Genomic DNA, 23691 nt, shown 5'->3' on the forward strand with positions numbered 1-23691 from the left:
AGACGCCCCGGAAGGAAGCACCGTGCAGATCGCAGGCAGCCGAGTCCACCTCCGTGACTGGACCGAGGAGGACCTCGCCGCGTACGAGACGTGGATCATGCCGCCCGAGGGCGGCGGCGAGCACGAGTGGCAGCGCACGGACGGGCCGTTCTACCCGAACTTCACCGCGGAGGGCGCCCAGCGCTGGCTCACCACCCTGCGCGCGCACGTGACCGCGCAGGACTGGCCGGACCCGCGCGAGACCATGGTCATCGCGGACGCCGCCACCGGCCGCTTCATCGGGCAGGTGTCCTGGTACTGGTCGGAGAAGCCCACCGAGGACCCCGGGACCGGCACGCACCTGCTGCCGCTGCGCTCCCTGGGCATCACCGTCTACTCCCCGCAGCACTGGAGCGGCGGCTACGGCACCGAGGCGATGCGGCTGTGGATCGACCACCTCTTCGCCCGCTCCGACTCCCACCGGCTCGATCTCGAGACCTGGAGCGGCAACGTGGGCATGTGCCGGGTGGCCGTGAAGCTCGGCTTCACCGAGGAGGCCCGGCTCCGCCGGGCCCGCAGGGTCGGCGGCGAGTACTACGACCGGATGATCTACGGCCTGCTGCGCGAGGAGTGGCAGGGCTGAGCGACACCGGCTCAGGGGGTTTGCACTCTCCCCGGACGAGTGCCAAGATTGCGATTAGCACTCAGTCGTGCGGACTGCTAAGGGGTCGGTCCCCGGCCCGGCCCGGGCAGCCACCGGCACAGGAGTGACACCTCAACCACCACGGTGAGGTGCCGTGCGGCGTCGGGAAGAGCCCGCCGCCGTGCGCGCCGTCCGTCGCGGGCACCGTGGAGGTCGACCGTTTGTCTACCGTCCAGGAGGGACGAAGTCACATGGCAAAGATGATTGCTTTCGACGAAGAGGCACGCCGCGGTCTCGAGCGGGGTCTGAACACCCTGGCCGACGCCGTCAAGGTCACCCTCGGCCCGCGCGGGCGCAACGTGGTCCTCGAGAAGGCCTGGGGCGCCCCCACGATCACCAACGACGGCGTGTCCATCGCCAAGGAGATCGAGCTCGAGGAGCCCTACGAGAAGATCGGCGCCGAGCTCGTCAAGGAGGTCGCCAAGAAGACCGACGACATCGCCGGCGACGGCACCACCACCGCCACCGTGCTGGCCCAGGCGCTCGTCAAGGAGGGCCTGCGCAACGTGGCCGCCGGGGCGGACCCGCTGAGCCTCAAGCGCGGCATCGAGAAGGCCGTCGCCGCGGTGACCGAGGAGCTGCTGGCCTCCGCCAAGGAGGTCGAGACCGAGGAGCAGATCGCCGCCACCGCGTCCATCTCCGCCGGCGACCCCGAGATCGGCCGCCTCATCGCCCAGGCGATGGAGAAGGTCGGCAAGGAGGGCGTGATCACGGTCGAGGAGTCCAACACCTTCGGCCTGGACCTCGAGCTCACCGAGGGCATGCGCTTCGACAAGGGCTACCTCTCCGGCTACTTCGTCACCGACGCCGACCGCCAGGAGGCCGTCCTCGAGGATCCCTACATCCTCGTGGTCAACTCCAAGATCTCCGCGGTCAAGGACCTGGTCCCCGTGCTCGAGAAGGTCATGCAGGCCGGCAAGCCGCTGCTGATCATCGCCGAGGACGTCGAGGGCGAGGCCCTGGCCCTGCTGGTGCTCAACAAGATGCGCGGCTCCATCAAGTCCGTGGCCGTCAAGGCCCCCGGCTTCGGCGACCGCCGCAAGGCCCAGCTGGCCGACATCGCCATCCTCACCGGCGGCCAGGTCATCACCGAGGAGGTCGGGCTCTCCCTGGAGACCGCCACCGTGGACCTGCTGGGCCAGGCCCGCAAGGTCGTCGTGACCAAGGACGAGACCACCATCGTCGACGGCGCCGGCACCGCCGAGGAGATCGAGGGCCGCGTGGCCCAGATCCGCGCCGAGATCAACAACTCGGACTCGGACTACGACCGCGAGAAGCTGCAGGAGCGGCTGGCCAAGCTGGCCGGCGGCGTGGCCGTGCTCAAGGCCGGTGCCGCCACCGAGGTCGAGCTCAAGGAGCGCAAGCACCGCATCGAGGACGCCGTGCGCAACGCGAAGGCGGCCGTGGAGGAGGGCATCGTCGCCGGCGGCGGCGTCGCCCTGATCCAGGCCGGCCAGAAGGCGTTCGAGAAGCTGCAGCTCACCGGCGACGAGGCCACCGGCGCGAACATCGTGAAGGTCGCCATCGACGCCCCGCTCAAGCAGATCGCCATCAACTCCGGTCTCGAGGCCGGCGTGGTCGTCGACAAGGTCCGCGGCCTGGACCTGGGCCACGGCCTCAACGCCGCCACCGGCGAGTACGAGGACCTGATGGCCGCGGGCATCAACGACCCGGTCAAGGTCACCCGCTCGGCGCTGCAGAACGCGGCGTCCATCGCCGGGCTGTTCCTCACCACCGAGGCCGTCGTGGCCGACAAGCCGGAGCCCGCGGGCGCCGGCGCCGGTGCCGACGACGGCATGGGCGGCATGGGCGGCATGATGTGATCGACGGCTGACCCGTCGAGCGTGCGAGCCACGCATCCGGCACGGGCCGGGCACCCCTTCCGGGGCGCCCGGCCCGTCGTCGTTCCCCCGCCCGCAGCGGCCGCCCGTTCCGCAGCACGCGGACTTGGTGTTCAATCGAGTCACCACGCGGGGAGGAGCGGCCATGGACTTCGCCGACTGGGACCGGGTCCCGGTTCAGCTGGCCCTGGTGGTGGCGGCGTTCGGGCTCACCGCGCTCGTGGGCCTGGAGCGGCGGCTGCGGCGCAAGAGCGCCGGGCTGCGCACCCACGCCCTCGTCGGCACGGGCTCGGCCGTGTTCACGCTGGTCTCCGCCTACGGCTTCGGGGCGCTGCCGGGCATCGACGCCGGCCCGGACCCCTCCCGCGTGGCGGCGCAGATCGTCACCGGCATCGGCTTCCTGGGGGCGGGGGTGATCTTCACCAACCGGGACGTGGTGCACGGGCTGACCACCGCCGCGAGCATCTGGCTCTCGGCGGCCATCGGCATGGCCTGCGGGGCCGGGCTGGTGCCTCTGGCGGTCGTCGCCACCGGTCTGCACCTGCTCTCCGCCGTGGCGCTGGGGCCGTTGTCCCGCCGGCTGCCGCGCATGGTGGCGCCGCAGGGACTGCGGCTGCGCTACGCGGACGGCCACGGGGTGCTGCGGGAGGTGCTGGCCGTGGTCGAGGAGCTCCAGCTCAGCGCCTCCGTGGTCTCCAGCCGCCGGATCGGCGGCCCGGGGCGGCCCGAGGTGGAGCTGCTGCTGCGGCTCGAGGGCAAGACCGACCTGCGCACGGCCGCGGTGCAGCTCTCCGGGATCGACGGCGTGCGGGACGTCGCCCAGCAGCGTCTCGAGGACGACCGCGGCGACTGAGCGCGGTCCGGGGCGCCGCCGGGGCCGTGAAAAGATGGACGCCATGACGATCACTGCTGCCGCCGACGGCTCCGCCCTGGGCAACCCCGGTCCCGCCGGGTGGGCCTGGTACATCGACGACGACACCTGGCGGGCCGGCGGCTGGCCGCACGGCACCAACAACATGGGCGAGCTCAAGGCCGTGCTCGACCTGCTCGAGTCCACGGCCCACCGCCCCGAGGAGCCCCTGCGGGTGCTGTGCGACAGCCAGTACGTCATCAACTCGATCACCAAGTGGATGCCGGGCTGGAAGAAGAAGGGCTGGAAGAAGAAGGACGGCAAGCCGGTGCTGAACGTGGAGCTCATGCGCTCCCTGGACGCCGCCATGGCCGGGCGCGACGTGCGCTTCGAGTGGGTCAAGGGCCACGCCGGCCACGAGCTCAACGAGGCCGCCGACGCCCGCGCCCGCGCGGTCGCCACCGCGTTCCAGACCGGCCGGCCGGCGCCGGAGGGCCCCGGCTTCCCGGGCGCCGGAAGCGCCCCGGCGCGGGCCGCCGGGAGCCCGCGGGGCCGCACCGCGTCCCCCGGACCGCGCGGCCGCGGCGGGACGCCTCCCGGCGCCCGTGGCGCCCGAGGACCGCCACGACCCGGACCTGCTGAGCGAGCTGCTCGCCCACGAGGAGGACCTGGCCCGCGGGCGGTCGGCGGCGCAGACGGTCCAGGCCCTGGAGCGGGACCTGCTGCGCCCGGAGGTCCGCGCCGACGCCGGGCGGGTCGGCCAGCTGCTCCACGAGTCCTTCGCCGAGATCGGCACCTCGGGGACGTGGTGCTCCCGGGCCGAGGTCCTCGACCGGCTCTCCCGCGAACCGGGGCTCGGCCCGGTGGACGTGCACGTCCTCTCCGCCACCGAGCTCGGCCCTGCGGCCGTGCACCTGGTCTACCGCCTGGTCGCGGGGGACCGCCCGAGCCTGCGCAGCTCGCTGTGGGTCCGGGAGGACTCCCGCGCCGAACTCGGGCCCTGGCAGCTGCGCTTCCACCAGGGCACCGACGAGTCCTGAGCGGCCCGCTCAGACCTCCGGGGCGTCGTCGGCCCGCTCGATGCCCGGCACGCGCACGGTCATCGTCGCCCCGCCGCCGGGCGTCTCGGTCAGGCGGACCGTGCCGTCGTGCTGCTGGACGATCGCGGCCACGATGGACAGCCCCAGGCCCGTGCCGCCGGTCTCGCGGGTGCGGGAGGAGTCGGCCCGGTAGAAGCGCTCGAACACGCGCTCCGCGTCCGGCCCGTGGATGCCGGGGCCGTGGTCGCGCACCTGCAGGACCGCGTTGAAGGTCTCGTCCACCGAGCGCTCCACCCCCACCGCGATCTCGATCGGGCTGCCGTCGGGGGTGTAGCGCAGGGCGTTGGTCACCAGGTTGGCCACGACCTGGCGCAGCCGCGACTCGTCGCCGTGCACCCAGGCCGAGACGGGCCCCGCGCCCTGCAGGCCCACGACCTCGATCCGCCGGTCGGGGTCGGAGGCATGGGCGTCGCCGGCGGCGTCGAAGGCGAGGTGGAGCAGGTCCACGTCGACGTTCTCGGCGGGGCGCCGCTCGTCCAGGCGGGCCAGCATGAGCAGGTCCTCCACGAGCTGCGTCATCCGCTTGGCCTCGGACTCGATCCGGGCCATCGCGCTGCCCACGTCCTCGGGCTTCTGCAGGGCGCCGTGCCGGTAGAGCTCCGAGTACCCCCGGATGGTCACCAGCGGGGTGCGCAGCTCGTGGGAGGCGTCGGCCACGAACCGGCGCAGCTTGCCCTCGGAGCGGGTGCGGGCCTCGAAGGCGTCCTCGATGTGGCCGAGCATCGTGTTCAGGGACGCGGAGAGCTGGCCGATCTCGGTCTGCCGGTTGTACCCCTCCATGCGCTGGGAGAGGTCGCCCTCGGCGATCCGGGCGGCCGTCTGCTCCACGTGGTGCAGCGGCGCGAAGGCGCGCGTGACCAGGACCCAGCCGACGGCCATCGCCGCGAAGAGGGTCGCCACCCCGAAGCTCAGCGTCAGCAGCGTCACCGCGCTGAGCATGGCGTTGGTGTCGTCGAGCGGCTCCGCGACGGCCACCACCAGGTCCAGCCGCTGCGGCTTGGCCGTGACCACCCGCCAGGTCCGGTCCGGGGCGCCCACGGAGCCCACGGTCGCCGCCTCGAGGGGATTCTCCTCGACGTGCTCGAGGTCGATCCTCGACAGGTCCGGGCGCAGCGTGTGCACGCCGTCCGGGGTGTTGACGGCCTCGGCCACCACGGCGCCCTCGGCGTCGAGCAGATAGCCGCGTGCGGGACCTGCACGCCCTCCTCGCCCTGCAGGTCGGCGACCAGCACCGCGGAGACCGTCCGGACGGAGTCGCGCAGCTCGCCGTCGATGCCGTTGAGCATCGAGGTGCGCAGCACCGAGATCGCCACGAAGCTGGTCACCAGGATGGACAGCGCCAGCAGCACGCCCGTCAGCACCATCAGCTGCGAGCGCAGCGACGCCGAGCGCCACCGGGAGGACAGGGTCTGCATCCCGGACCGGGTCAGTGGTGCTTGTGCGAGGACCGCAGCAGGTAGCCGACCCCGCGCTTGGTGTGGATCAGCGGCGGCAGCTCGGGGTCGTTGTCGATCTTGCGCCGCAGGTAGGAGATGTAGGACTCCACGATGGAGGCGTCCCCGTTGAAGTCGTACTCCCAGACGTGGTCGAGGATCTGCGCCTTCGACAGCACCCGGTTCGGGTTGAGCATGAGATAGCGCAGCAGCTTGAACTCGGTGGGGGACAGGTCGATCTCCCGGTCGCCGCGGAAGACCTCGTGGGCGTCGTCGTCGAGGACGAGGTCGTCCACGCGCAGCCGCGAGTCGTCCTCCTCGGCGGGCTGGGTGCGGCGCAGCACGGCCCGGATGCGGGCGACCACCTCGTCGAGGCTGAAGGGCTTGGTGACGTAGTCGTCGCCGCCCACGGTCAGCCCGGTGACCTTGTCCTCCGTCTCGTCCTTGGCGGTGAGGAAGAGGATGGGGAAGTGCCGCCCGGCCGCGCGCAGCTTGCGGGTCACGGAGAACCCGTCCATGTCCGGGAGCATGACGTCGAGCACCGCGAGGTCCGGGTCCTCGGACTCCGCCTTCGCCAGGGCGTCGCGGCCGTTGGCGGCGGTGACGACCTCGAAGCCGGCGAAGCGCAGGGACGTGGCCAGCAGCTCGAGGATGTTGGGCTCGTCGTCGACGACGAGCAGTTTCGCTTCGGGGTTCTCGTTCTTCACAGGCACCATTTTCTCGGAACACCCTGAGAGCCGTCTGAACGCAGTTCGCTGTTACCCGGGGAGTTCGCCGGAGGCGGCGAGGTCGGCCGCGTCGAGGATCCGGTAGGCGTAGCCCTGCTCGGCGAGGAACCGGCGGCGCTTGGCGGCGTAGTCGGCGTCCACGGTGTCCCGGGCCACCACCGTGTAGAAGGTGGCCGGGCGGCCGTCCCGTTTGGGCCGCAGCAGCCGCCCCAGGCGCTGGGCCTCCTCCTGGCGGGAGCCGAAGGCGCCCGAGACCTGCACCGCCACGGAGGCCTCCGGCAGGTCCACCGAGAAGTTCGCGACCTTGGACACCACCAGCACCGGTAGCTCCCCGGCGCGGAAGGCGGCGAAGAGCCGCTCCCGCCGGGCCGTGCTCGTGCTGCCCTTGAGCACGGGGGCGTCGAGCAGCGCGCCCAGCTCGTCGAGCTGGTCCAGGAACTGCCCGATCACCAGCACCGGCTCCCCGCGGTGGCGGGCCACCAGGCGGGCCGCGACGTCGAGCTTGTGCGGGGAGGAGGAGGCGAGCCGGTGCCGGTCGGCGTCCTCCGCGGAGGCGTAGGCCATCCGGTCCCCGACGGGCAGCTGCACCCGCACCTCCACGCAGTCCGCGGGGGCGATGTGCCCCTGGGCCTCGATCTCCCGCCACGGGGCGTCGTAGCGCTTCGGGCCGATGAGCGAGAACACCTCCCCCTCCCGGTGGTCCTCGCGCACCAGGGTCGCGGTCAGGCCCAGCCGGCGCCGGGCCTGCAGCTCGGCGGTCATCCGGAAGACGGGGGCGGGCAGCAGGTGCACCTCGTCGTAGACGATCAGCCCCCAGTCGTGGCCGTCGAGCAGCTCCAGGTGGGGGTGGGTCCCGCCGCGGCGGGCCGTGAGCACCTGGTAGGTGGCGATGGTGACGGGGCGGACCTCCTTGAGCGCCCCGGAGTACTCGCCGATCTCGTCCTCCGTCAGGGTGGTCCGGCGCAGCAGCTCCGCCTTCCACTGCCGGGCGGAGACGGTGTTCGTGACCAGCACGAGCGTGGTCGTCGAGCTCGCCGCCATCGCCGCGGCGCCCACCAGCGTCTTGCCCGCGCCGCACGGGAGGACGACGACGCCGCTGCCGCCGGCCCAGAAGCTCTCCACGGCCCGGCGCTGGTAGGGCCGCAGCGCCCAGGCCTCGCCGGAGACGGGGTCCGTCTCCGTCAGGGAGATGGGGTGCGGGGTGCCGTCCACGTACCCGGCCCGGTCCTCGGCCGGCCAGCCCACGGCGAGCAGCAGCTGCTTGAGCTCGCCCCGGGCGCTCGCGTGCACCACGGTCGTCTCCCCGTCGATCCGCGGGCCCAGCAGCGGGGCGATCTTCCGGTGCCGGGCGATCTCCTCCAGGACGGGGGCGTCGTGGCAGCGCAGCACGAGCCCGTGCACGGGGTCCTTCTCCAGCACGAGCCGGCCGTAGCGGGACATCGTCTCGTCGATGTCCACGAGCAGGGCATGGGGCACCGGGAAGCGAGAGCGGGTCAGCAGGACGTCCAGCACCTGTTCGGCGTCCAGGCCGGCGGCGCGGGCGTTCCACAGCCCCAGCGGGGTGATGCGGTAGGTGTGCACGTGCTCGGGGGCGCGCTCGAGCTCCGCGAAGGCGGCGAGCTCGCGGCGGGCCTCGTCGGCGTCCTCGTGGTCGATCTCGAGCAGCACGGTCCGGTCGCTCTGGACGATCAGGGGTCCCATCAGCGCTCTCCTGCAGGGTCGGTGCGGTCGGTGCGGTCGGGCGGCGGCGGGACGTCGTCCGCGCCGGTGAGGCGGGCCAGCAGGTCCTCGACCTCCGCGGCCGACGGCCCCGGGTGGCGCGGGGCGGGCGCCTGCGGCAGCAGGTCCGGGCCGGCGTCGCCGGCGGACGGCGGCGGTGCCGGCCGGACGGTCTCCACCGCCGGCTCCGTGCCCGTGGCGCGGACGGCGGCGACGAGCTGCTCGAGACTGCCCCCGCGCGCCGGTCCCGCCCGGCGCCGGCCGGGACCCGGTTCGTCCCCGGTGACCACGAGCACGCCCGGGGCGGGCCGGCGCAGCCGGTGCCCCGCCAGGCGGGGGGAGCGGGCGAGGGCCTCGAGGAGGTCCTGCTCACCCGTGAGCACCCAGTCGGCGGGGGTGATCCGGACCCGGCCGTGGTCCCGGCCGGCCTCCTCGACCAGGTAGGCCAGGGCCTGCGGCACGGGTCCGCGGCCGTGCTCGGCCAGCCACGCCAGGATGCTCTCCGGGTCCCACCCGGCGTCGAGGGCCCGGTGCAGGGAGCGCTCGGTGAACCGGTGCCGGGCCGCCGGGCCGTGGCCCTCCGCGTCCGCGAGCTCGCCCAGGGCGCGGGCCACGGGCGGGGCGAGGTAGCCGGTGGCCGTGGCGGTGAGGTCGCCCTGCAGCAGCACCGTCCGCGCGGGAGCGGGCAACCAGCCGGCCACCGCCCGGGCGGCCTCCTCGGCCCGGCCCGCGGCGACCGCACGCCCGGCCGGGGAGAGGGCGTCGGCGCCCACGAGGCCGAGCTCGGCCGCCTCGGCGAGCATGCCGGGTCCCCACCGGTCGAGGGAGCGGGCCAGGCGCGGGCGCTGCCACCGGGCGAGCGCCAGGACGTCCTCGGGGCCGTGCCCGCCCGGCGCGGCCTCGGCGAGGGCGGCATGGGCCCGCAGCAGCGCCCGGCGCACCGGCGGGGCCTCCGGGGAGTGCGTCCCGCGGGTGAGGACCCCCACGACCGTGCCGTCGGCCAGGGGCAGGCCGACCGCGGAGGGCACGACGTCGGCGGCCAGCCACGAGCTGACGACGTGCAGCCACTGCTCGGGGCGCTCGGCGTCCTCGAAGGGCGCCGGCGCGGGCCGCCACGCGGAGGTGTCCGGGTCGAGCTCCACGAGCCCGGCGAGCTCGGCCAGGCCCAGGAGGCGCACGAGCTCCGGGTGCTCCAGGGCCAGAGCGGTGCGCAGGCGGCGCAGCTCGCGCACGCCGATCCCCCCGGCGCGCAGCGTGGTCAGGGGACGCTCGCGCAGCTCGGCGCGCAGCGCGGCCAGCCGGCGCAGCACCTGCTCGACGGCCGCCGCGGCGGCGTTGTCCCGCAGCCGGTCGGGCACCCGCGTGCCCGGGGGCAGGGGCGGGTCCTGCGGGGACCGGGCCCAGGGGTCGCCCCGCGCAGGGCGAGGCCGAACTCCCGGGGCAGCTCGACGTGGCGGGAGTCCACGGGGAGCAGGACGCCGCGGGCCAGGAGCCAGTCCACGGGCCGGGCGGCGGCGGCCTCCGGGTCCGGACGGCGCAGCGCGTCCGGCAGCAGGCCCACCGGGCGGGAGCGGAACCGCTCGAGCACCTCCGCACCGGCGCGGGCCAGCGCACGATCTCCGCGGGGGACGCGGGGGACGCGGGGGCCGCCGGCTCGCCGCCGCGCAGGCGTGCCGCCCGGGCCGCCAGCACCCGGTGCGGGCGGCCCAGCCCGGCGGGGTAGCGGCCCAGGGCCTCCGCCACCCCGGGCACGAGCCGCAGCGCGTTCCCGTCCCTGTGGACCAGGGCCAGCCGGTGCAGCCGGTCCCACGGCGGGGCGGCCAGCAGCGGGCCGGCGGGACCGTCCGGGGTGCCGAGCACCACGGCCCGCTCGAGGGCGTCCAGCTCCGGCCGGGAGAGCTCGTCGAGGGCCCGGCTCAGGCCCGCCCGGGAGAGCAGTGCCTCGGCGAGCTCGGCGGTCGTCGTCGTCCCGGGGCGCACGGCGTCGGGTCGCGCGTCGAGCAGCGCGGCCAGCTCACCGGGGGAGCGGGCCGCGAGGTCCCGGAGCAGTCCGTCCGGGACCACGGGTCAGGCCCGGCGCCGGCGCAGCACGGAGCGCACCAGGGCGGCGCAGAAGAGCAGGAAGGCCACGGGCAGCACGAACCACGGGATGACCGTCAGCCCGTCCCACGGGTCCGCGCCGACGGCCTTCAGCACCAGCAGCAGCCCGAGGCACACCGCGCAGACCAGGCCCAGCACGACCGCGGCGGCGCCGAGGACGTCGACCCCCGGGCGGCGGGCGGGGCGGTCCTCGGGCGTGGCGGCGCGGTCGTCGTGGGAAGGCATGGGTCCAGAATAGCGAGCCGGGGACCCCGCCGTGACCGCGTCCGCGGGCGTCCCGGCGCCTGCGGCAGGGCTAGAATGGGAGGTTCCACAGGGTGGCCCGGCAGCACGGACGGCGGGGCCGCCCTTCCACGAGGACGACGACGAGGGAGACAGCGTGCCCACCGGCAAGGTGAAGTGGTTCGATTCCAAGAAGGGCTTCGGCTTCCTGGCGACCGACGACGGCCAGGAGGTGTTCCTTCCCTCCTCGGCCCTGCCCGCGGGCGCCACCACGGTGAAGCCGGGGACGCGCATGGAGTTCGGCGTGGCCCAGGGGCGGCGCGGCGCGCAGGCGCTGTCCGCGCGCATCCTGGACCGGGCGCCGTCGATCGCCAAGAACGTCCGCAAACCGGCCGAGGAGATGGCGGTCATCACCGAGGACCTCATCAAGCTCCTGGACGAGATGTCCAACGGGCTGCACCGCGGCCGCTACCCGGACTCCGCGCACGGCCGGAAGATCGCCGCCATCCTGCGCACCGTGGCCGACAACCTGGACGTCTGAGCCGACCGGCCCGGGCCCCGGCCCGGGCGCCCCACCCAGCACTCACCCCGAGGGAGACCAGCAGTGACCGAGGAGACCGTCCAGGACGCGCCCGCCGAGGCGGCCCCCGAGCCTCCTGCCCGCCCGGCGCGACCGGCCCGCCGCCGGGCCCCCAAGCAGGACGCCCTGCTGATCGCCGACACCGCCACCGCCCGTGCCGGCGTGGAGCAGATCGCGGAGCCTCAGCAGATCGGTCCCGGGCACCGCGTGCAGGTCGAGGAGGACCGGCTGGTCGTCCACCTCTTCGAGTGCACCCTGCCCGGCTACCGCGGCTGGAACTGGTTCGCGAGCCTCGCCCGGGCCCCGCGCAGCAGGACGGTGACCGTCTGCGAGGTCGGCCTGCTGCCCGGGGAGGACGCCCTGCTGGCCCCCGAGTGGGTGCCCTGGTCCGAGCGTGTGAGCCCCGAGGAGAAGGCCCAGGAGGAGCAGGAGCGCGCCGAGGAGGAGGCCGCGGCGGCACCCGCCGACCAGGCCCCCGGGACCGCCGCCGAGGAGCCGGCCGCGGGCGGCGACGAGCCCGGGTCCGGCCCGCAGGACGGGACCGTGCCGTCGCCGGACGGCGAACGGCCCTGAGCGCCCCGCGGAGCGGCGTCGCGGCCGCGGGCGCCCCCGATCCCGCCCGGGGCATGTTCCGGTCCTTCCGCTTCCGCAACTACCGCATCTGGTTCCTGGGCGCCCTGGTGTCCAACATCGGCACGTGGATGCAGCGCACCGCCCAGTCCTGGCTGGTCTTCGACGAGCTCTCGGACCACGACGCCACCGCGATGGGCGTGGTGACCGCCCTCCAGTTCCTGCCCCAGCTCTTCCTGGCGCCCTGGGCGGGGGTGCTCGCCGACCGGCTGGACCGGCGCCGCCTGCTGCTGTGGACGCAGACCGCCATGGCCGCGCTCGCGGCGGGACTGGGCGCGGCCGTGCTGGCCGGGGTGGCGAGCCTGGGGCTCGTCTACGCCTTCGCCCTGGCCCTCGGTGTCGCGTCCACCGCGGACGCTCCCGTGCGCCAGACCTTCGTCTCCGAGATGGTCGACGACGACTACCTCTCCAACGCCGTGGCCCTGAACTCCACCTCGTTCAACGCGGCCCGGATGATCGGCCCCGCCGCCGCCGGCGTGCTCGTGGCCTCGATCGGTTCCGGGTGGGTGTTCCTGCTCAACACGCTCACCTTCGGCGCCATGCTCGCCGCGATCCTCGCCATCCGGTCCGAGGAGCTGCGCGGGATGCCGCGCTCCGGGCGGGGGCGCGGGCAGATCCGGGAGGGACTCGCCTACGTCGGCGGCCGTCCCGACATCGTGGCGGTGCTGGTGACGATCTTCCTCATCGGCACCTTCGGGCTGAACTTCGCCGTGTTCCTGGCCGCCATGGCCGGCCCCGAGTTCGGCCGCGGACCGGAGACCTTCGGGGTGCTCAACTCGGTCCTCGCGGTGGGCACGGTGGCGGGCGCCCTGCTCTCGGCCCGGCGGCGCAGCGCCCGGTTGCGCTACGTCTACGGCGGCAGCGCCGTCTTCGCGCTCAGCTGCCTCGGGGCGGCCACGGCGCCCACCCTGACGGTGTTCGCGCTGTGGCTGGTCCCGTGCGGGCTGTCCTCCCTGACGATCATGACCACCGCCAACGCCTATGTGCAGTCGACCACCTCCCGGTGATGCGCGGCCGGGTGATGAGCCTCTACATGGCCATCTTCATGGGCGGCACCCCGGTGGGGGCGCCCGTGGTCGGGTGGATCACGGACGCCCTCGGGGCGCGGTGGGGCATGGGCGTGGCCGTGGCCGCCGGGCTCGGCGGGGCCCTGGTCGGCGCCCTGTTCTGGCTGCGGCTGCGCGCCCGGGGCCCCGCGGCCGGGGCGGCGTCCCCGGGGGCGGCTCCCTAGCGCCCGCCGTCCGCCGCGCGCAGCCGGTCGACGACGTGGTCCACGCAGGCCAGCAGCCGCGCGACGTCGTCGGGCTCGATCGAGACGAACGTGGCGATCCGCAGCTGGTTGCGCCCCAGCTTCCGGTAGGGCTCCACGTCCACCACGCCGTGGGCGCGCAGCACGGCGGCCACGGCGGCGGCGTCCACGCCCGAGTCGAAGTCCACCGTGGTGATCACCGTGGAGCGGTCCTGCGGGCGGGCCACGAAGGGGGCGGCGAAGGGGGAGGCCTCGGCCCAGGCGTAGACCAGGTCGGAGGACTCCTTCGTGCGGGCCGCCGCCCAGGCCATGCCGCCCCGGTCGTTGAGCCAGCGCAGCTGCTCGTCCAGCATCACCAGCGTGGCCAGCGCCGGGTGTTGTAGGTCTGGTCCTTGCGAGAGTTCTCCAGGGCCGTGGTCAGCTTCAGGAAGTCGGGGACCCAGCGCCCGGAGGCGCCGATCCGTTCGATCCGCTCGATCGCGGCGGGGGAGAAGGCCCCCAGCCACAGCCCGCCGTCGGAGCCCAGGTTCTTCTGCGGGGAGAAGTAGTAGACGTCCGCCGCGGAGAGGTCCGCGGCCATTCCGCCCGCCGCCGAGGTGGCGTCGACCAGCACCAGCGCCTCGTCCGCGATGCCGGCGGGCCGGACCACGGGGGCGGCCACCCCGGTGGAGGTCTCGTTCTGGGGCCAGGCGTAGACGTCCACGCCGTCCTCCGCCCGCGGCTCCGGACGGGTGCCGGGCAGGGCCTCCACCACGGAGGAGGCCTCCAGGAACGGCGCGGCGTCCGTGGCCTGGGCGAACTTGGCGCCGAACTCGCCGAACACCAGGTGCTGGGCCTTGGCCTCGACCAGCCCGAAGACGGCGGCGTCCCAGAAGGCGGTGGCCCCGCCGAGGCCGAGCAGGACCTCGTGGCCCTCGGGCAGACGGAGGAACTGCGCCAGGCCCTCGCGCACCGAGCCCACGAGCCGCCGGACCGGGGCCTGCCGGTGGGAGGTCCCGAGCAGCCCGGCCCCGGCCCGGGCGACGGCGTCGACCTGCTCCGGGCGGACCTTGGAGGGCCCGGCGCCGAACCGGCCGTCGGCCGGGAGCAGGTGCTGGGGGATGGTGACGTGTGCGGACAACGGGTGCTCCCTCATGACGGACGTGCGGCGGGCGGCGGGCGCGGCGGTGGTGGTGCAGGGGCGTGCACGGCCGGGCCCCGGCCCATTCTGCCCCACCCGGACCCGGGCCCCGCCGCGGCCCGGTCCCCTCCGCGGCAGGGGACCGCGGACTAAGCTCGTGCGGGAAGACCGGACCGGGCGGGATCCCCGGGGACGGACGGCCGGACGAAGGATGACTGAGGCATGAGCGATCTGATCGACACCACGGAGATGTACCTGCGGACCGTGCTCGAGCTCGAGGAGGAGGGCATCACGCCCATGCGGGCGCGCATCGTCGAGCGCCTCGACCACTCCGGGCCCACCGTCTCGCAGACGGTGTCCCGGATGGAGCGCGACGGACTGCTGACGGTGGGGGCCGACCGCTCCCTGGTGCTCACCGAGCTGGGCCGCGAACGCGCGGTGCAGGTGATGCGCAAGCACCGTCTGGCGGAGCGGCTGCTGGCCGACGTCATCGGACTGGACCTGGCCCAGGTCCACGACGAGGCGTGCCGCTGGGAGCACGTGATGAGCGAGCAGGTCGAACGGCGGCTGGTGGACCTGCTGCACAGCCCCCGATACTCCCCGTACGGCACGCCGATCCCGGGCCTGGCCGCACTGGGCGTCGGGGACAGCCCCTCGGCGGCGGGGCACCCCTCCCTGCTGGAGGCCGCCCGCGCGGATCCGGAGGCGACGCACACCGTGGCGCTGCTGCCGGAGGTGGTGCAGGCCGACGCCGCGCTGCTGGGCGTGCTGAGCGACGTCGGCGTGCTCACCGGGGCCGTCGTCCGGGCCCGCGTGGAGGGCCAGCGGGTGCGGATCGAGGTCGCCGAGACCGGCCGGTCCGCGGAGATCGACCTGCGCACGGCCGGGGCCATCCGGGTCCTCGCCGTCTGAGCGCCCGTCGGGTCGTGCCCGGCCCGGGGGCAGGTCACGGGACAGGTCACGGGGCCCTGCGCGAGACCCGGCCACCCTTGTGGGGACGTTCACAAGGCACTTTCGGCCAGTTCGGCCGGACCGTGCCCCGCCGGCGGCGAATGCCCTGGTGAGCCGCGGGTTCAGGGGTGCCCGGACCCTCGCTCCACCGTGCGCCGCCGGATCGCACTGATAGTCCGGAGCGACATAATCCACAGGTTTTCGTCCGGCCCGAGATGCAATTCCGTGATCGGCCGTGATCAAAACGTGACACTTCCGTAACCGGTCATGTATTGTTCAACCCGTGCTGATCACTGGTCGGATCGGCATCCTCGTGCACATCGCCGAATTCTGCCGGTGCCCGGGGCCCATGCACAGAAACTGCTTGGCAGAAGCGGGGGAACCATTTCCGGTCCCGGTGATCCGGGGCCTTGGGGTTAAGTCGCCGGAGCGCATGCGCTCCGCGGCCGGGTGTCTCCCACCCGAATCCGACAGCTCACCTCGTAGGCAAAGGGAGGAACACACCCATGGCTATTTTCAAGCAGAGCACCGCCCGCCACCGCGCCGAGACCACCTCGAACGCCGTGCGCAACACCACGATCGCCGCCGCCGCCGGCGCCGCGATCGTCGGCTCCATCGCCCCGGCCCAGGCCTACGCCGAGATCCCCGCGGCCTCCGGTGCCGCCTACTCGGCCCCGGCTCCGGCCGCCGCCTCGCTGGCCTCCTACACCTACCAGGCCCCGGCCCCCGCCGCCTACCAGGCCCCGCTTGCCGCGCAGCCCGCCGCCCCGGCCTACCAGGCCCCGGCCCCCGCCGCGCAGCCGGCGGTCTCCACCGCGAGCGTGACCCCGCAGGCCAACGCCACGACCGAGATCACCGCGGCCGCCGGCGGCATCGTGGGCACTGCCCAGCAGGGCATCGGCTCCGGCTACGTCTACGGCGGCACCGCCTTCGGCGCCTGGGACTGCTCCGGCTTCACCCAGTGGGTCTTCGCCCAGAACGGCATCGACCTGCCCCGCACCACCTGGGCCCAGTTCGCCGCCGGCACCCCCGTGTCCAACCCGCAGCCCGGCGACCTCGTCTCCCAGAACGGTGGGGGCCACGTGGGCATCTACATCGGCGGCGGCAAGATGATCTCGGCGCTGAACCCCTCGCAGGGCACGCAGATCCACTCCGTCAACGCCATGCAGCTCGACGGCTACTACCGGATCGGCTGATCCGGCTCGTCTCCCGCGGAGACCCCAGGGTCCCCGCGGGAGGCACCCGGTCCCTCCCGGACCACCCGGACCCGCACTCCCGGGTCCCCCCCCCGCACATCCGTCCTCTCCGACGCCGTGCGCCCCGTCCGCCTTCGGACGCCCTCCTCCGTTCCCCCCGCCGTGCGCGGCCCTCCGCATCCGGACGGCCGCGCTGCCGGAGATCGATCACCCCGCGCGCCTGCGCGCGGGGTGATCCGTGCTGTCACCGCAGTCTCCCGGCAGGTTCGCCCGGCCCTCCAGAAAGCCTGCTGAAACCCCCATGACTCGTGACCTGAACTCCTCGACCGGCGTCACCTCCCTCCTGACCGGCCGGGCCCGCACCGTGGCCGCCGTCGCCGCCCTCTCCGGCCTGGCGCTGGCCACCACCGTCTCCGCGCACGAGGCCCCGGCCCAGGAGGCCGCCGCCGACGCCCCGCTGTCCGCCGTGGCCGCGGCGACCCCGTCCGCCGCCCCCACCGTCTCCCTCGCGCCGGTCGCCCACGTGACGAAGGCCCAGGACGAGTCCGAGAAGAAGCAGGCCGAGAAGAACGAGAAGAAGGCGGCCGAGAAGAAGGCGGAGCCCGAGGCCCGCGAGACCGTCCAGCGGCCGGCAGCGACGCCGGCGGCGCAGCCGGTCGTCGCCCGGCCCCGCAGCCGGCCGCCCCCGCCGTGCAGGCCGCCCCGCAGCCGGCCGTGAAGCAGGCCCCGGCGCCGAAGCCGGCCGTCCAGGCGGCCCCGGCGGCCGAGCGCACCGTCGCCCCGCAGAGCTCCGCCTCCGGCAAGGGCGCCACCATCTCCTCGGCCGCTCTGGGCCAGCTCGGCGTCGGCCAGGACTGCACGGCCCTGGTCACCAACGCCCTGCGCGCCGCCGGCATCAACCACCACGGCTGGCCGGCCTCCTATCTGAGCCTCGGCACGCAGGTCTCCGCCGGCCAGGCCAAGCCCGGCGACCTCGTCTACTACGCCGACGGCGGCATGGGCTCGGCCCACATCGGCGTCTACATCGGCGGCGGCAAGGCCGTGCACGGCGGCTGGAACGGCGGCACCACGGTCATCGACAGCGTCAACGTGGGCTCCGGCCCGATCTACGTCCGCGTGCGCTGACCGCACGCGAGGACATCGGTTCGGGTGCGCGGATCCTGGTCGGCCAGACAGGTTCCGCGCACCCGCTGCTCGTCCGGCGGCCGCCCGCCCACCGTGCCCGGTGCGCGCCGCCGACCGGTCCGGCCACTGCCCGGCCCGCGTCGCCCGGCGCCGATAGACTGGACCCATGGCCACCGACCTCAGCCGCAACGCCCGCACCAGCCTGGACCGTGAGTACGCCTACATGGCCTACGGCATGATCGGCGGCGCCGTGCCCGGGATCGTGGTCGGCCTCGTGGTGGCCGCGTTCGTCGGCCACGCCGCCATGTGGCTGTCCGTCTTCGGCGGCGTCGGCATCGTGCTGGGCCTGGTCACCGGGCTCCTGCTCCACCGGCGGCACCGCGCCGCGGGCGAGCTGGACGATCCGCAGGGGAGCCCAGCAGCGCGGGAATGACGTGCTCCCGGAGCAGCGGCGCCAGATCGGCCGGCAGCGCGGCGGGCGAGACGTCGTCCAGCGGCTGCCACCGCAGCTCCTCGATCTCCGCGCGGGCCTCCGGGCGCCCGGTGAGGGGCGCGGTGAAGACCGTGGAGCGCACCCACGTGGCGGTCTCGTTCGCGGCGGGGGCCTCGAACTCTCCCAGCAGGCGGAGCTGCCCGGGGCGCAGCGCCAGTCCCACCTCCTCGGCCGTCTCCCGCACGGCCGCCTCGGCGGGGGACTCGCCCGGGTCGAGCTTGCCGCCCACCAGCATGAACCGGTCCGTGCCCCGCTTGCGCACCGTGAGCAGGGCGCCGTCGTCGTCGCGCAGGCACACCGCCGTGATCGTGAGTACCTCCACGTCGGCGGGGGCGCCCCGGCCCGCGGCAGTGCGCAGCTGCTGGATCTCGGCCTCCAGGTTGCGGGCGGCGCGGGCTCCCCAGCGCCGCTGCGCGGCCGGCGTGCGGTAGAGCGGCTGCCGGTGCCAGAGTCCCTCGAGCACCCGCAGCCGCCCGGCGGCGAAGTCGGTGTCGGGCACGTGCGCGTACTCCCGGCGCACGGCGGCGGCGTAGGCCGCGTACGCGGCGGGCGAGGACCCCAGCACGGCGAGGTCCGCGTCCAGCAGGAGCGCCCCGGGGAGGTCCTCGGCCGCGGCCGCGTGGTCGAGGGTGAGCAGGATCAGGCGCTGGACCTCGGCGACCACGTCCGGGGCGAGACCGGCCGCGGTCAGGCGCTCCCCGGCCAGTTCGGCGGAGTCCCGCTCGTCCTGCCCGGGCCGGCCGGCGTAGACGGCGTCGTGGAACCACGCGCCCAGCAGGAGGGCGTCGTGCTGCTCCCGGTCCAGCCCGGCTCCGGCGGCCAGCTCGTCGAGGGCCTCGAGGACCGCCAGCAGGTGCGAGCGGCCGTGGTAGTGCCGGTGGGGCTCCCCCCACCGTTCGACGAGCTCCGCCCCGAGCCGCGGCAGACCGGGGAACCGGCCGTCCCAGCGCCGGCCCAGCACCCGGCCGATCCGCTCCGGGCGGGCCCGGGCGGGCACGCGAAGACCGCTGCGCAGGAGCACCCGTGTGAGCTCACGGCCCTCGACCGGCCGCGCGCCCGCGGCCACCGCCCGGTCGTAGAGGCTGCCCCGCACGTCGTAGTGGTCCCGGTCGAACGCGCGCCGGGGCACGCCCAGCCGGTACGCGAAGGCGTGCAGCTCCTCGTAGGAGGAGTCGGAGACCAGGTGGGAGAAGTGCGTCCCGTGGGCGGGCCACAGCGGCGGATCGATGTAGACGGGCATGCGACCGATCCTAGACGCGCACGGTTCGCGGGGTTCCCGGGCAGCACCTAGACTGTTCGGCGTCGCCCTCGTAGCTCAGGGGATAGAGCACGGCTCTCCTAAAGCCGGTGTCGTTGGTTCGAATCCAATCGGGGGCACCACCGCAACGCCCCGGACCGCCCGGTCCGGGGCGTCGCGCTGCCCGGGTCCTGCCGCTCAGCGCGGGGGGTCCCCGGGGCGCTCCGGGCCGCCGGCCGGAGGCCGCGGCGCCCGGCGCCGCAGCGCCTCCACGGCCACGGCCACGGTGACCGCCAGCAGCAGCACCAGCAGCACCCAGCGGGCCACCACGAGGGCGGACGCCGTGGCCACGGCCGAGGCGTCGCCGGGGTCCGCGAGCGCGGCGTCGATCGCCGCGTTGCCCGCCAGGGAGACGGCCGCGAAGCCCAGCACGACCGCCGAGCGCAGCCACCGGCGAGCGCGGGAGGCCGTGTGGAGGGCGACGAGGAGCAGCCACGCCAGACCCACGAAGAGCGGGGCCAGCAGACCGGCGGAACGGTGCACGGCCTCGTACTGGGCCCGTCCCTCCTCGCCGAGGGCGACGGCGAGCCGTGCGGCGTGGGCCTGGTCGAACCCGCCGGGCATCCACTCGGGCAGGAGCAGGCCGTCCGCGACGGCCGCACCGAACTGGGAGAGCACCCACGCGTGCACGTACAGCCACAGCAGCGCGGAGACGCCCACGGCCACCCCGACCACGAGCCCGGAGCTCGACCGGGCGGGCTCGGGCCGCAGCTCGCCGGGCCGCGCCTCGTGCAGCCGGGCCCCCCGCGGCGGCGGCTCGACCGCCGTGCTGCCGTGCTTGCGTGCCTTCTGCGCCCGGGTCAGTGCCATGCCCCCATTATCCGTCCGGTGGCCGGGCGTGCGGTCCGGCTGTGCGTCCCCCCGCGGGGCGCTCGACCCAGGAGTAGGCTGGGGCCACCCGCACCGGTCCTCGCGACCCGCGGGGGAACGGTCCGGCCGACGACGACCGGGCGCGCGACGAGGACGACACGGAGGTGCCCGTCATGGAACTGTCCATCGGACTCCCGGACGGCCTGCTCATGCGGCTGACCGAGGGCAATGCGCTGAGGCTCTTCGAGAAGGACCACGAGACGGTGCGCCGTACGGTGGACTGCTCCGTCCTCGGCGGCGCCCCCATCACGGACATGGTGTGGTCGCACAAGCTCTCGGCCGTGATCGTGGCGGTGCCGTCGCTGCACCGGCTGTTCCGCTGGGACCCGTACACCGACGTGCTGTACGGGTTCGCGGGCACGGGGGAGTCCGGGCAGCGGGACGGGAAGGCGGGACAGGCCACGTTCGCGGCCACCGTCTCGATCACCGAGGACGGCAACGGGACCCTCTGGTTCGTGGACCGCGACTCCTCGTCCCTGCGCTGCATCGAGATCGACACGGACAAGCCCGACGGCGACCCGCGGATCTGCACGGTGGTGGGCCGGGCGGGGCCGGGCTTCGCCGACGGGCCGGCGGACGCCGCCCAGCTGGACCACCCCGAGGACCTGCAGATCCTCTACGACGGGTCGATCGTGATCGCCGACACCGGCAACGACGCGATCCGCCACCTGGACCTGGCGGACCGGCAGCTGGACACCGTCTACGGCGGCGGTGAGGCCGGGGCCGCGGAGTTCGACGACGAGATCCGGCTGCAGCGGCCCGTCCGGGTCACCGTGGCCGACTCGGAGCTGTGGGTCGACGACGACAACGGGCGGCACCGGCTGGAGCTGCACTTCGTCTGAGCCCGCTCCCCACCCCGGCCCGGGTGTCACCGGCCCTCGGTAGACTGGGACCACGATGGACTACCTCTTCGACAACCCGCTCCTGCCCTCCTCCTCCGTGGCGCGTCCCGCCGCGAACGCGGCCCCGCGCCGCGGCGCCGTTCCCGCGGAGGCCCTCGTGGAGGGCCTCAACGAACCGCAGCGGGCCGCCGTGGAGCACTCCGGTTCGCCGCTGCTGATCGTCGCCGGCGCGGGCTCCGGCAAGACCCGGGTGCTGACCCACCGGATCGCCCACCTGCTGGCCACCGGCCGTGCCCACCAGGGGGAGATCCTGGCGATCACGTTCACGAACAAGGCCGCCGCCGAGATGCGCGAGCGCGTGGTCGAGCTGGTGGGGGAGTCGGCGAAGTCGATGTCGATCTCCACGTTCCACTCGTTCTGCGTGCGGGTGCTGCGGCGGGAGGCCGCCAGCGTGGGCCTGAAGTCGACCTTCTCGATCTACGACTCCGCCGACTCGCTGCGGCTGATCACCCTCGTGGCCAAGCAGCACGACCTCGACCCGAAGCGTTTCGCGCCCAAGAGCATCCAGCACCGGATCTCCGCGCTGAAGAACGAGCTCGTCGACGACGAGACCTACCTGTCCCGCGTCTCGGAGACCGACCCCTTCGAGAGCGCGGTGGCCCAGGTCTACCGCGGCTACACCGAGCGGCTGCGCGCGGCCAACGCGATGGACTTCGACGACCTCATCGGCCAGACCGTGCACATGCTCCGGGCCTTCCCCCAGGTCGCCGAGTACTACCGGCGCCGGTACCGGCACGTGCTCATCGACGAGTACCAGGACACCAACCACGCGCAGTACGCCCTGGTCCGGGAGCTCGTCGGCACGGGCGCCGGAGCTGATCCCGGTCCGGGGGCGAACCCCGTGCCGCCCGCCGAGCTGACCGTCGTGGGCGACTCCGACCAGTCGATCTACGCGTTCCGCGGGGCCGACATCCGCAACATCGTCGACTTCGAGAAGGACTACCCGCAGGCGCGCACCATCCTGCTGGAGCAGAACTACCGGTCCACCCAGAACATCCTCACCGCCGCGAACGCGGTGATCGCCAAGAACAAGGCCCGCCGGGACAAGCGGCTGTGGACCGCCTCCGGCGACGGCGCGAAGATCACCGGCTACGCCGCGGAGAACGAGCACGAGGAGGCCCGGTTCATCGCCGAGGAGATCGACCGCCTCCAGGACGAGGACGGCTACCGTCCCGGTGACGTCGCCGTGTTCTACCGCACCAACGCCCAGTCCCGCTCGCTCGAGGAGATCCTCATGCGCGTGGGCCTGCCGTACAAGGTGGTGGGCGGCACCCGCTTCTACGAGCGCAAGGAGATCAAGGACGCCCTGTCCTACCTGCGCTCGATCGTGAACCCGGACGACGACATCAACGTCCGGCGCATCGTGAACGAGCCCAAGCGCGGCATCGGCGACCGCGCCGAGGGGGCCGCGGCCGCGCTCGCCGAGCGGGAGCGGATCTCGTTCATGGACGCCCTGCGCCGCGCCGACGAGGCCCCCGGGATGGCCACCCGCTCGCTGAACGCGGTCAAGGCGTTCGTCCAGCTCATGGACGACCTCGCCTCGGTGGCGGAGGCCTCGGGGGCCGCCACGGTGCTCGAGGCGGTGCTCGAGCAGTCCGGCTACCTCGCCGGGCTGCGCGGGTCCTCCGACCCGCAGGACGAGTCCCGGGTGGAGAACCTCGCCGAGCTCGTGGCCGTGGTGCGCGAGTTCGAGCGGGACAACCCCGAGGCCGGGCTGCCCGAGTTCCTCGAGCACGTCTCGCTGGTGGCCGACGCCGACCAGATCCCCAACCGGCCCGCGGGGTCCTCCGAGGACGGGCCGAGCGCCGAGCAGATCGCGGCGGAGGTCGCCGAGGCCCGCGTCCAGGGCGTGGTCACCCTCATGACCCTGCACACCGCCAAGGGCCTCGAGTTCCCCGTGGTCTTCCTGACCGGCATGGAGCACGGGCTGTTCCCGCACCAGCGCTCCCTCACGGACGAGAAGGAGATGGAGGAGGAGCGGCGCCTCGCCTACGTGGGCCTGACCCGCGCCCGGGAGCGCCTCTACCTCACCCGCTCGGAGTTCCGCTCGATGTGGGGCCAGTCCCAGTACAACCCGGCCAGCCCGTTCCTCGACGAGATCCCGGCGGAGCTGCTCGAGTGGAAGCGCGAGGGATCCTCGGCCCCGGCCTCCTGGGGCTCCTCGCTGCACGCCGGCGGCTCCGGGCAGCGGGACGCGATGCGCGGCTCGTACTGGGGCGCGGCGGCCTCCTCGAACGCCGCCTTCGAGCGGATGGCGCCGTCCCGGGCCGCCGCGGCGGGGCGGGTGCAGCCCAACAAGGAGATCCCGAGCCTGTCCGTCGGGGACACCGTGGACCACAAGGCCTTCGGCAAGGGGACCGTGGTGTCCGTCGAGGGGGCCGGGGACAAGACCGTGGCCAAGGTGCGCTTCGGCGGGGACGAGAAGCGGCTGCTGCTGCGCTACGCCCCCCTCACCAAGGTGGGCTGAACCAGGCCCACGGCGGCCCGCCGCGGCGCCTGCGCGACGTGCGTGCCGCGGCCCGGCAGGAGGCCGGGCGCCTCGGCGCAACGGAAGAGCCCCCCGGGTGCGGTGGGCCCCTCGGAGGGATCCCACCGGCGCACCC

The 23691-nt window shown here is 74.4% G+C and carries 20 protein-coding genes, 1 tRNA gene, 4 pseudogenes and 1 riboswitch; of the genes and pseudogenes, 16 read left to right on the forward strand and 9 right to left on the reverse strand.

Annotation, left to right across the window (positions count from 1 at the left end; all coding sequences use genetic code 11):
• The first annotated feature begins 22 nt into the window (after nt 1-22).
• From BJF77_RS07495 to BJF77_RS21540, 5 genes and pseudogenes are all read left to right on the forward strand, one after another.
• Nucleotides 23-622 (forward strand): GNAT family N-acetyltransferase, encoded by a 600-nt coding sequence (locus BJF77_RS07495; protein WP_047802063.1) that lies wholly within the window; start codon nt 23-25, stop codon nt 620-622.
• Nucleotides 623-873: 251 nt separating this feature from the next.
• Complete coding sequence (gene groL, locus BJF77_RS07500) at nt 874-2505, forward strand: chaperonin GroEL (RefSeq protein ID WP_047802062.1); 1632 nt, start codon at nt 874-876, stop codon at nt 2503-2505.
• A 163-nt stretch (nt 2506-2668) separates the two neighbouring features.
• Nucleotides 2669-3376: an MgtC/SapB family protein gene (locus BJF77_RS07505; RefSeq protein ID WP_075871753.1), complete on the forward strand. Its 708-nt coding sequence runs from the start codon at nt 2669-2671 to the stop codon at nt 3374-3376.
• A gap of 43 nt (nt 3377-3419) precedes the next feature.
• Nucleotides 3420-3773: pseudogene (locus tag BJF77_RS21535) on the forward strand (ribonuclease HI); the annotation flags it as partial.
• A gap of 205 nt (nt 3774-3978) precedes the next feature.
• Nucleotides 3979-4413 (forward strand): DUF4440 domain-containing protein, encoded by a 435-nt coding sequence (locus tag BJF77_RS21540; RefSeq protein WP_255396175.1) that lies wholly within the window; start codon nt 3979-3981, stop codon nt 4411-4413.
• Between the two features lie 9 nt (nt 4414-4422).
• Here the strand turns inward: BJF77_RS21540 and BJF77_RS07515 are convergent, their stop codons facing one another.
• The 5 genes from BJF77_RS07515 to BJF77_RS19950 all read right to left on the reverse strand — a co-directional run bounded on the left by BJF77_RS07515 (nt 4423) and on the right by BJF77_RS19950 (nt 10678).
• Nucleotides 4423-5625: a cell wall metabolism sensor histidine kinase WalK gene (locus BJF77_RS07515; protein WP_255396176.1), complete on the reverse strand. Its 1203-nt coding sequence runs from the start codon at nt 5623-5625 to the stop codon at nt 4423-4425.
• Between the two features lie 274 nt (nt 5626-5899).
• Nucleotides 5900-6622 carry a response regulator transcription factor gene (locus tag BJF77_RS07520; protein ID WP_062736432.1) on the reverse strand — a complete coding sequence of 241 codons (723 nt, stop codon included), beginning with the start codon at nt 6620-6622 and terminating at the stop codon, nt 5900-5902.
• Between the two features lie 42 nt (nt 6623-6664).
• Nucleotides 6665-8335, reverse strand: coding sequence for a DNA repair helicase XPB (locus tag BJF77_RS07525; protein WP_075871754.1), 1671 nt, complete (start codon nt 8333-8335; stop codon nt 6665-6667).
• On the reverse strand, nt 8335-9711 hold the full coding sequence (locus tag BJF77_RS07530) for a helicase-associated domain-containing protein (RefSeq protein ID WP_075871755.1): 1377 nt from the start codon (nt 9709-9711) through the stop codon (nt 8335-8337). The genes BJF77_RS07525 and BJF77_RS07530 overlap by 1 nt, the downstream gene beginning before the upstream one ends.
• 709 nt (nt 9712-10420) lie before the next feature.
• The gene (locus BJF77_RS19950; RefSeq protein ID WP_075871757.1) at nt 10421-10678 is read right to left on the reverse strand and encodes a hypothetical protein; all 258 of its coding nucleotides are present in this window, start codon (nt 10676-10678) and stop codon (nt 10421-10423) included.
• A gap of 154 nt (nt 10679-10832) precedes the next feature.
• Here BJF77_RS19950 and BJF77_RS07545 point away from each other — a divergent pair, with 154 nt between their 5' ends.
• The 3 genes and pseudogenes from BJF77_RS07545 to BJF77_RS07555 all read left to right on the forward strand — a co-directional run bounded on the left by BJF77_RS07545 (nt 10833) and on the right by BJF77_RS07555 (nt 13116).
• The gene (locus BJF77_RS07545) at nt 10833-11216 is read left to right on the forward strand and encodes a cold-shock protein (RefSeq protein ID WP_047802053.1); all 384 of its coding nucleotides are present in this window, start codon (nt 10833-10835) and stop codon (nt 11214-11216) included.
• A gap of 63 nt (nt 11217-11279) precedes the next feature.
• Nucleotides 11280-11828: a DUF3027 domain-containing protein gene (locus BJF77_RS07550; RefSeq protein ID WP_053004716.1), complete on the forward strand. Its 549-nt coding sequence runs from the start codon at nt 11280-11282 to the stop codon at nt 11826-11828.
• A gap of 53 nt (nt 11829-11881) precedes the next feature.
• Nucleotides 11882-13116, forward strand: a pseudogene (locus tag BJF77_RS07555) (MFS transporter).
• On the opposite strand, the pseudogene serC reads toward BJF77_RS07555, so the two are convergent.
• Nucleotides 13113-14269 (reverse strand): annotated as a pseudogene (gene serC / locus BJF77_RS07560) (phosphoserine transaminase). The pseudogenes BJF77_RS07555 and serC overlap by 4 nt on opposite strands.
• Before the next feature lie 207 nt (nt 14270-14476).
• Here serC and BJF77_RS07565 point away from each other — a divergent pair.
• The 5 genes from BJF77_RS07565 (at nt 14477) to BJF77_RS07585 (ending at nt 17959) form a co-directional block, all read left to right on the forward strand.
• Nucleotides 14477-15166, forward strand: coding sequence for a metal-dependent transcriptional regulator (locus BJF77_RS07565; protein WP_075871758.1), 690 nt, complete (start codon nt 14477-14479; stop codon nt 15164-15166).
• A gap of 350 nt (nt 15167-15516) precedes the next feature.
• Nucleotides 15517-15706, forward strand: a riboswitch (cyclic di-AMP (ydaO/yuaA leader).
• Nucleotides 15707-15711: 5 nt separating this feature from the next.
• Nucleotides 15712-16401: a C40 family peptidase gene (locus BJF77_RS07570; protein WP_075871759.1), complete on the forward strand. Its 690-nt coding sequence runs from the start codon at nt 15712-15714 to the stop codon at nt 16399-16401.
• A gap of 301 nt (nt 16402-16702) precedes the next feature.
• Nucleotides 16703-17119, forward strand: a complete 417-nt coding sequence (locus BJF77_RS07575; RefSeq protein WP_075871760.1) for a hypothetical protein — start codon at nt 16703-16705, stop codon at nt 17117-17119.
• The gene (locus BJF77_RS07580; RefSeq protein WP_369821372.1) at nt 17116-17526 is read left to right on the forward strand and encodes a C40 family peptidase; all 411 of its coding nucleotides are present in this window, start codon (nt 17116-17118) and stop codon (nt 17524-17526) included. Before BJF77_RS07575 ends, BJF77_RS07580 begins: the two co-directional genes overlap by 4 nt.
• A 166-nt stretch (nt 17527-17692) precedes the next feature.
• The gene (locus tag BJF77_RS07585; RefSeq protein ID WP_075871762.1) at nt 17693-17959 is read left to right on the forward strand and encodes a hypothetical protein; all 267 of its coding nucleotides are present in this window, start codon (nt 17693-17695) and stop codon (nt 17957-17959) included.
• On the opposite strand, the gene BJF77_RS21015 is transcribed toward BJF77_RS07585, so the two are convergent.
• Both BJF77_RS21015 and BJF77_RS21020 read right to left on the reverse strand, forming a co-directional pair.
• On the reverse strand, nt 17877-18341 hold the full coding sequence (locus BJF77_RS21015; RefSeq protein ID WP_222844978.1) for an NUDIX domain-containing protein: 465 nt from the start codon (nt 18339-18341) through the stop codon (nt 17877-17879). The two genes, BJF77_RS07585 and BJF77_RS21015, sit on opposite strands and share 83 nt — an antisense overlap.
• Before the next feature lie 42 nt (nt 18342-18383).
• Nucleotides 18384-19259, reverse strand: a pseudogene (locus BJF77_RS21020) (DUF4031 domain-containing protein); the annotation flags it as partial.
• A gap of 64 nt (nt 19260-19323) precedes the next feature.
• Here BJF77_RS21020 and BJF77_RS07595 point away from each other — a divergent pair.
• Nucleotides 19324-19399, forward strand: a tRNA-Arg gene (locus tag BJF77_RS07595).
• Nucleotides 19400-19454: 55 nt separating this feature from the next.
• Here the strand turns inward: BJF77_RS07595 and BJF77_RS07600 are convergent.
• Nucleotides 19455-20126, reverse strand: a complete 672-nt coding sequence (locus BJF77_RS07600; protein ID WP_075871764.1) for a hypothetical protein — start codon at nt 20124-20126, stop codon at nt 19455-19457.
• A 173-nt stretch (nt 20127-20299) separates the two neighbouring features.
• Between BJF77_RS07600 and BJF77_RS07605 the strand changes: the two genes are divergently transcribed.
• Nucleotides 20300-21028, forward strand: coding sequence for an integrase (locus BJF77_RS07605; protein ID WP_238985959.1), 729 nt, complete (start codon nt 20300-20302; stop codon nt 21026-21028).
• Between the two features lie 55 nt (nt 21029-21083).
• On the forward strand, nt 21084-23555 hold the full coding sequence (gene pcrA, locus BJF77_RS07610) for a DNA helicase PcrA (protein ID WP_075871765.1): 2472 nt from the start codon (nt 21084-21086) through the stop codon (nt 23553-23555).
• Nucleotides 23556-23691: the final 136 nt, after the last annotated feature.

The organism is Kocuria sp. CNJ-770, assembly GCF_001942375.1.
GTDB classification, from domain to species: domain Bacteria; phylum Actinomycetota; class Actinomycetes; order Actinomycetales; family Micrococcaceae; genus Kocuria; species Kocuria oceani.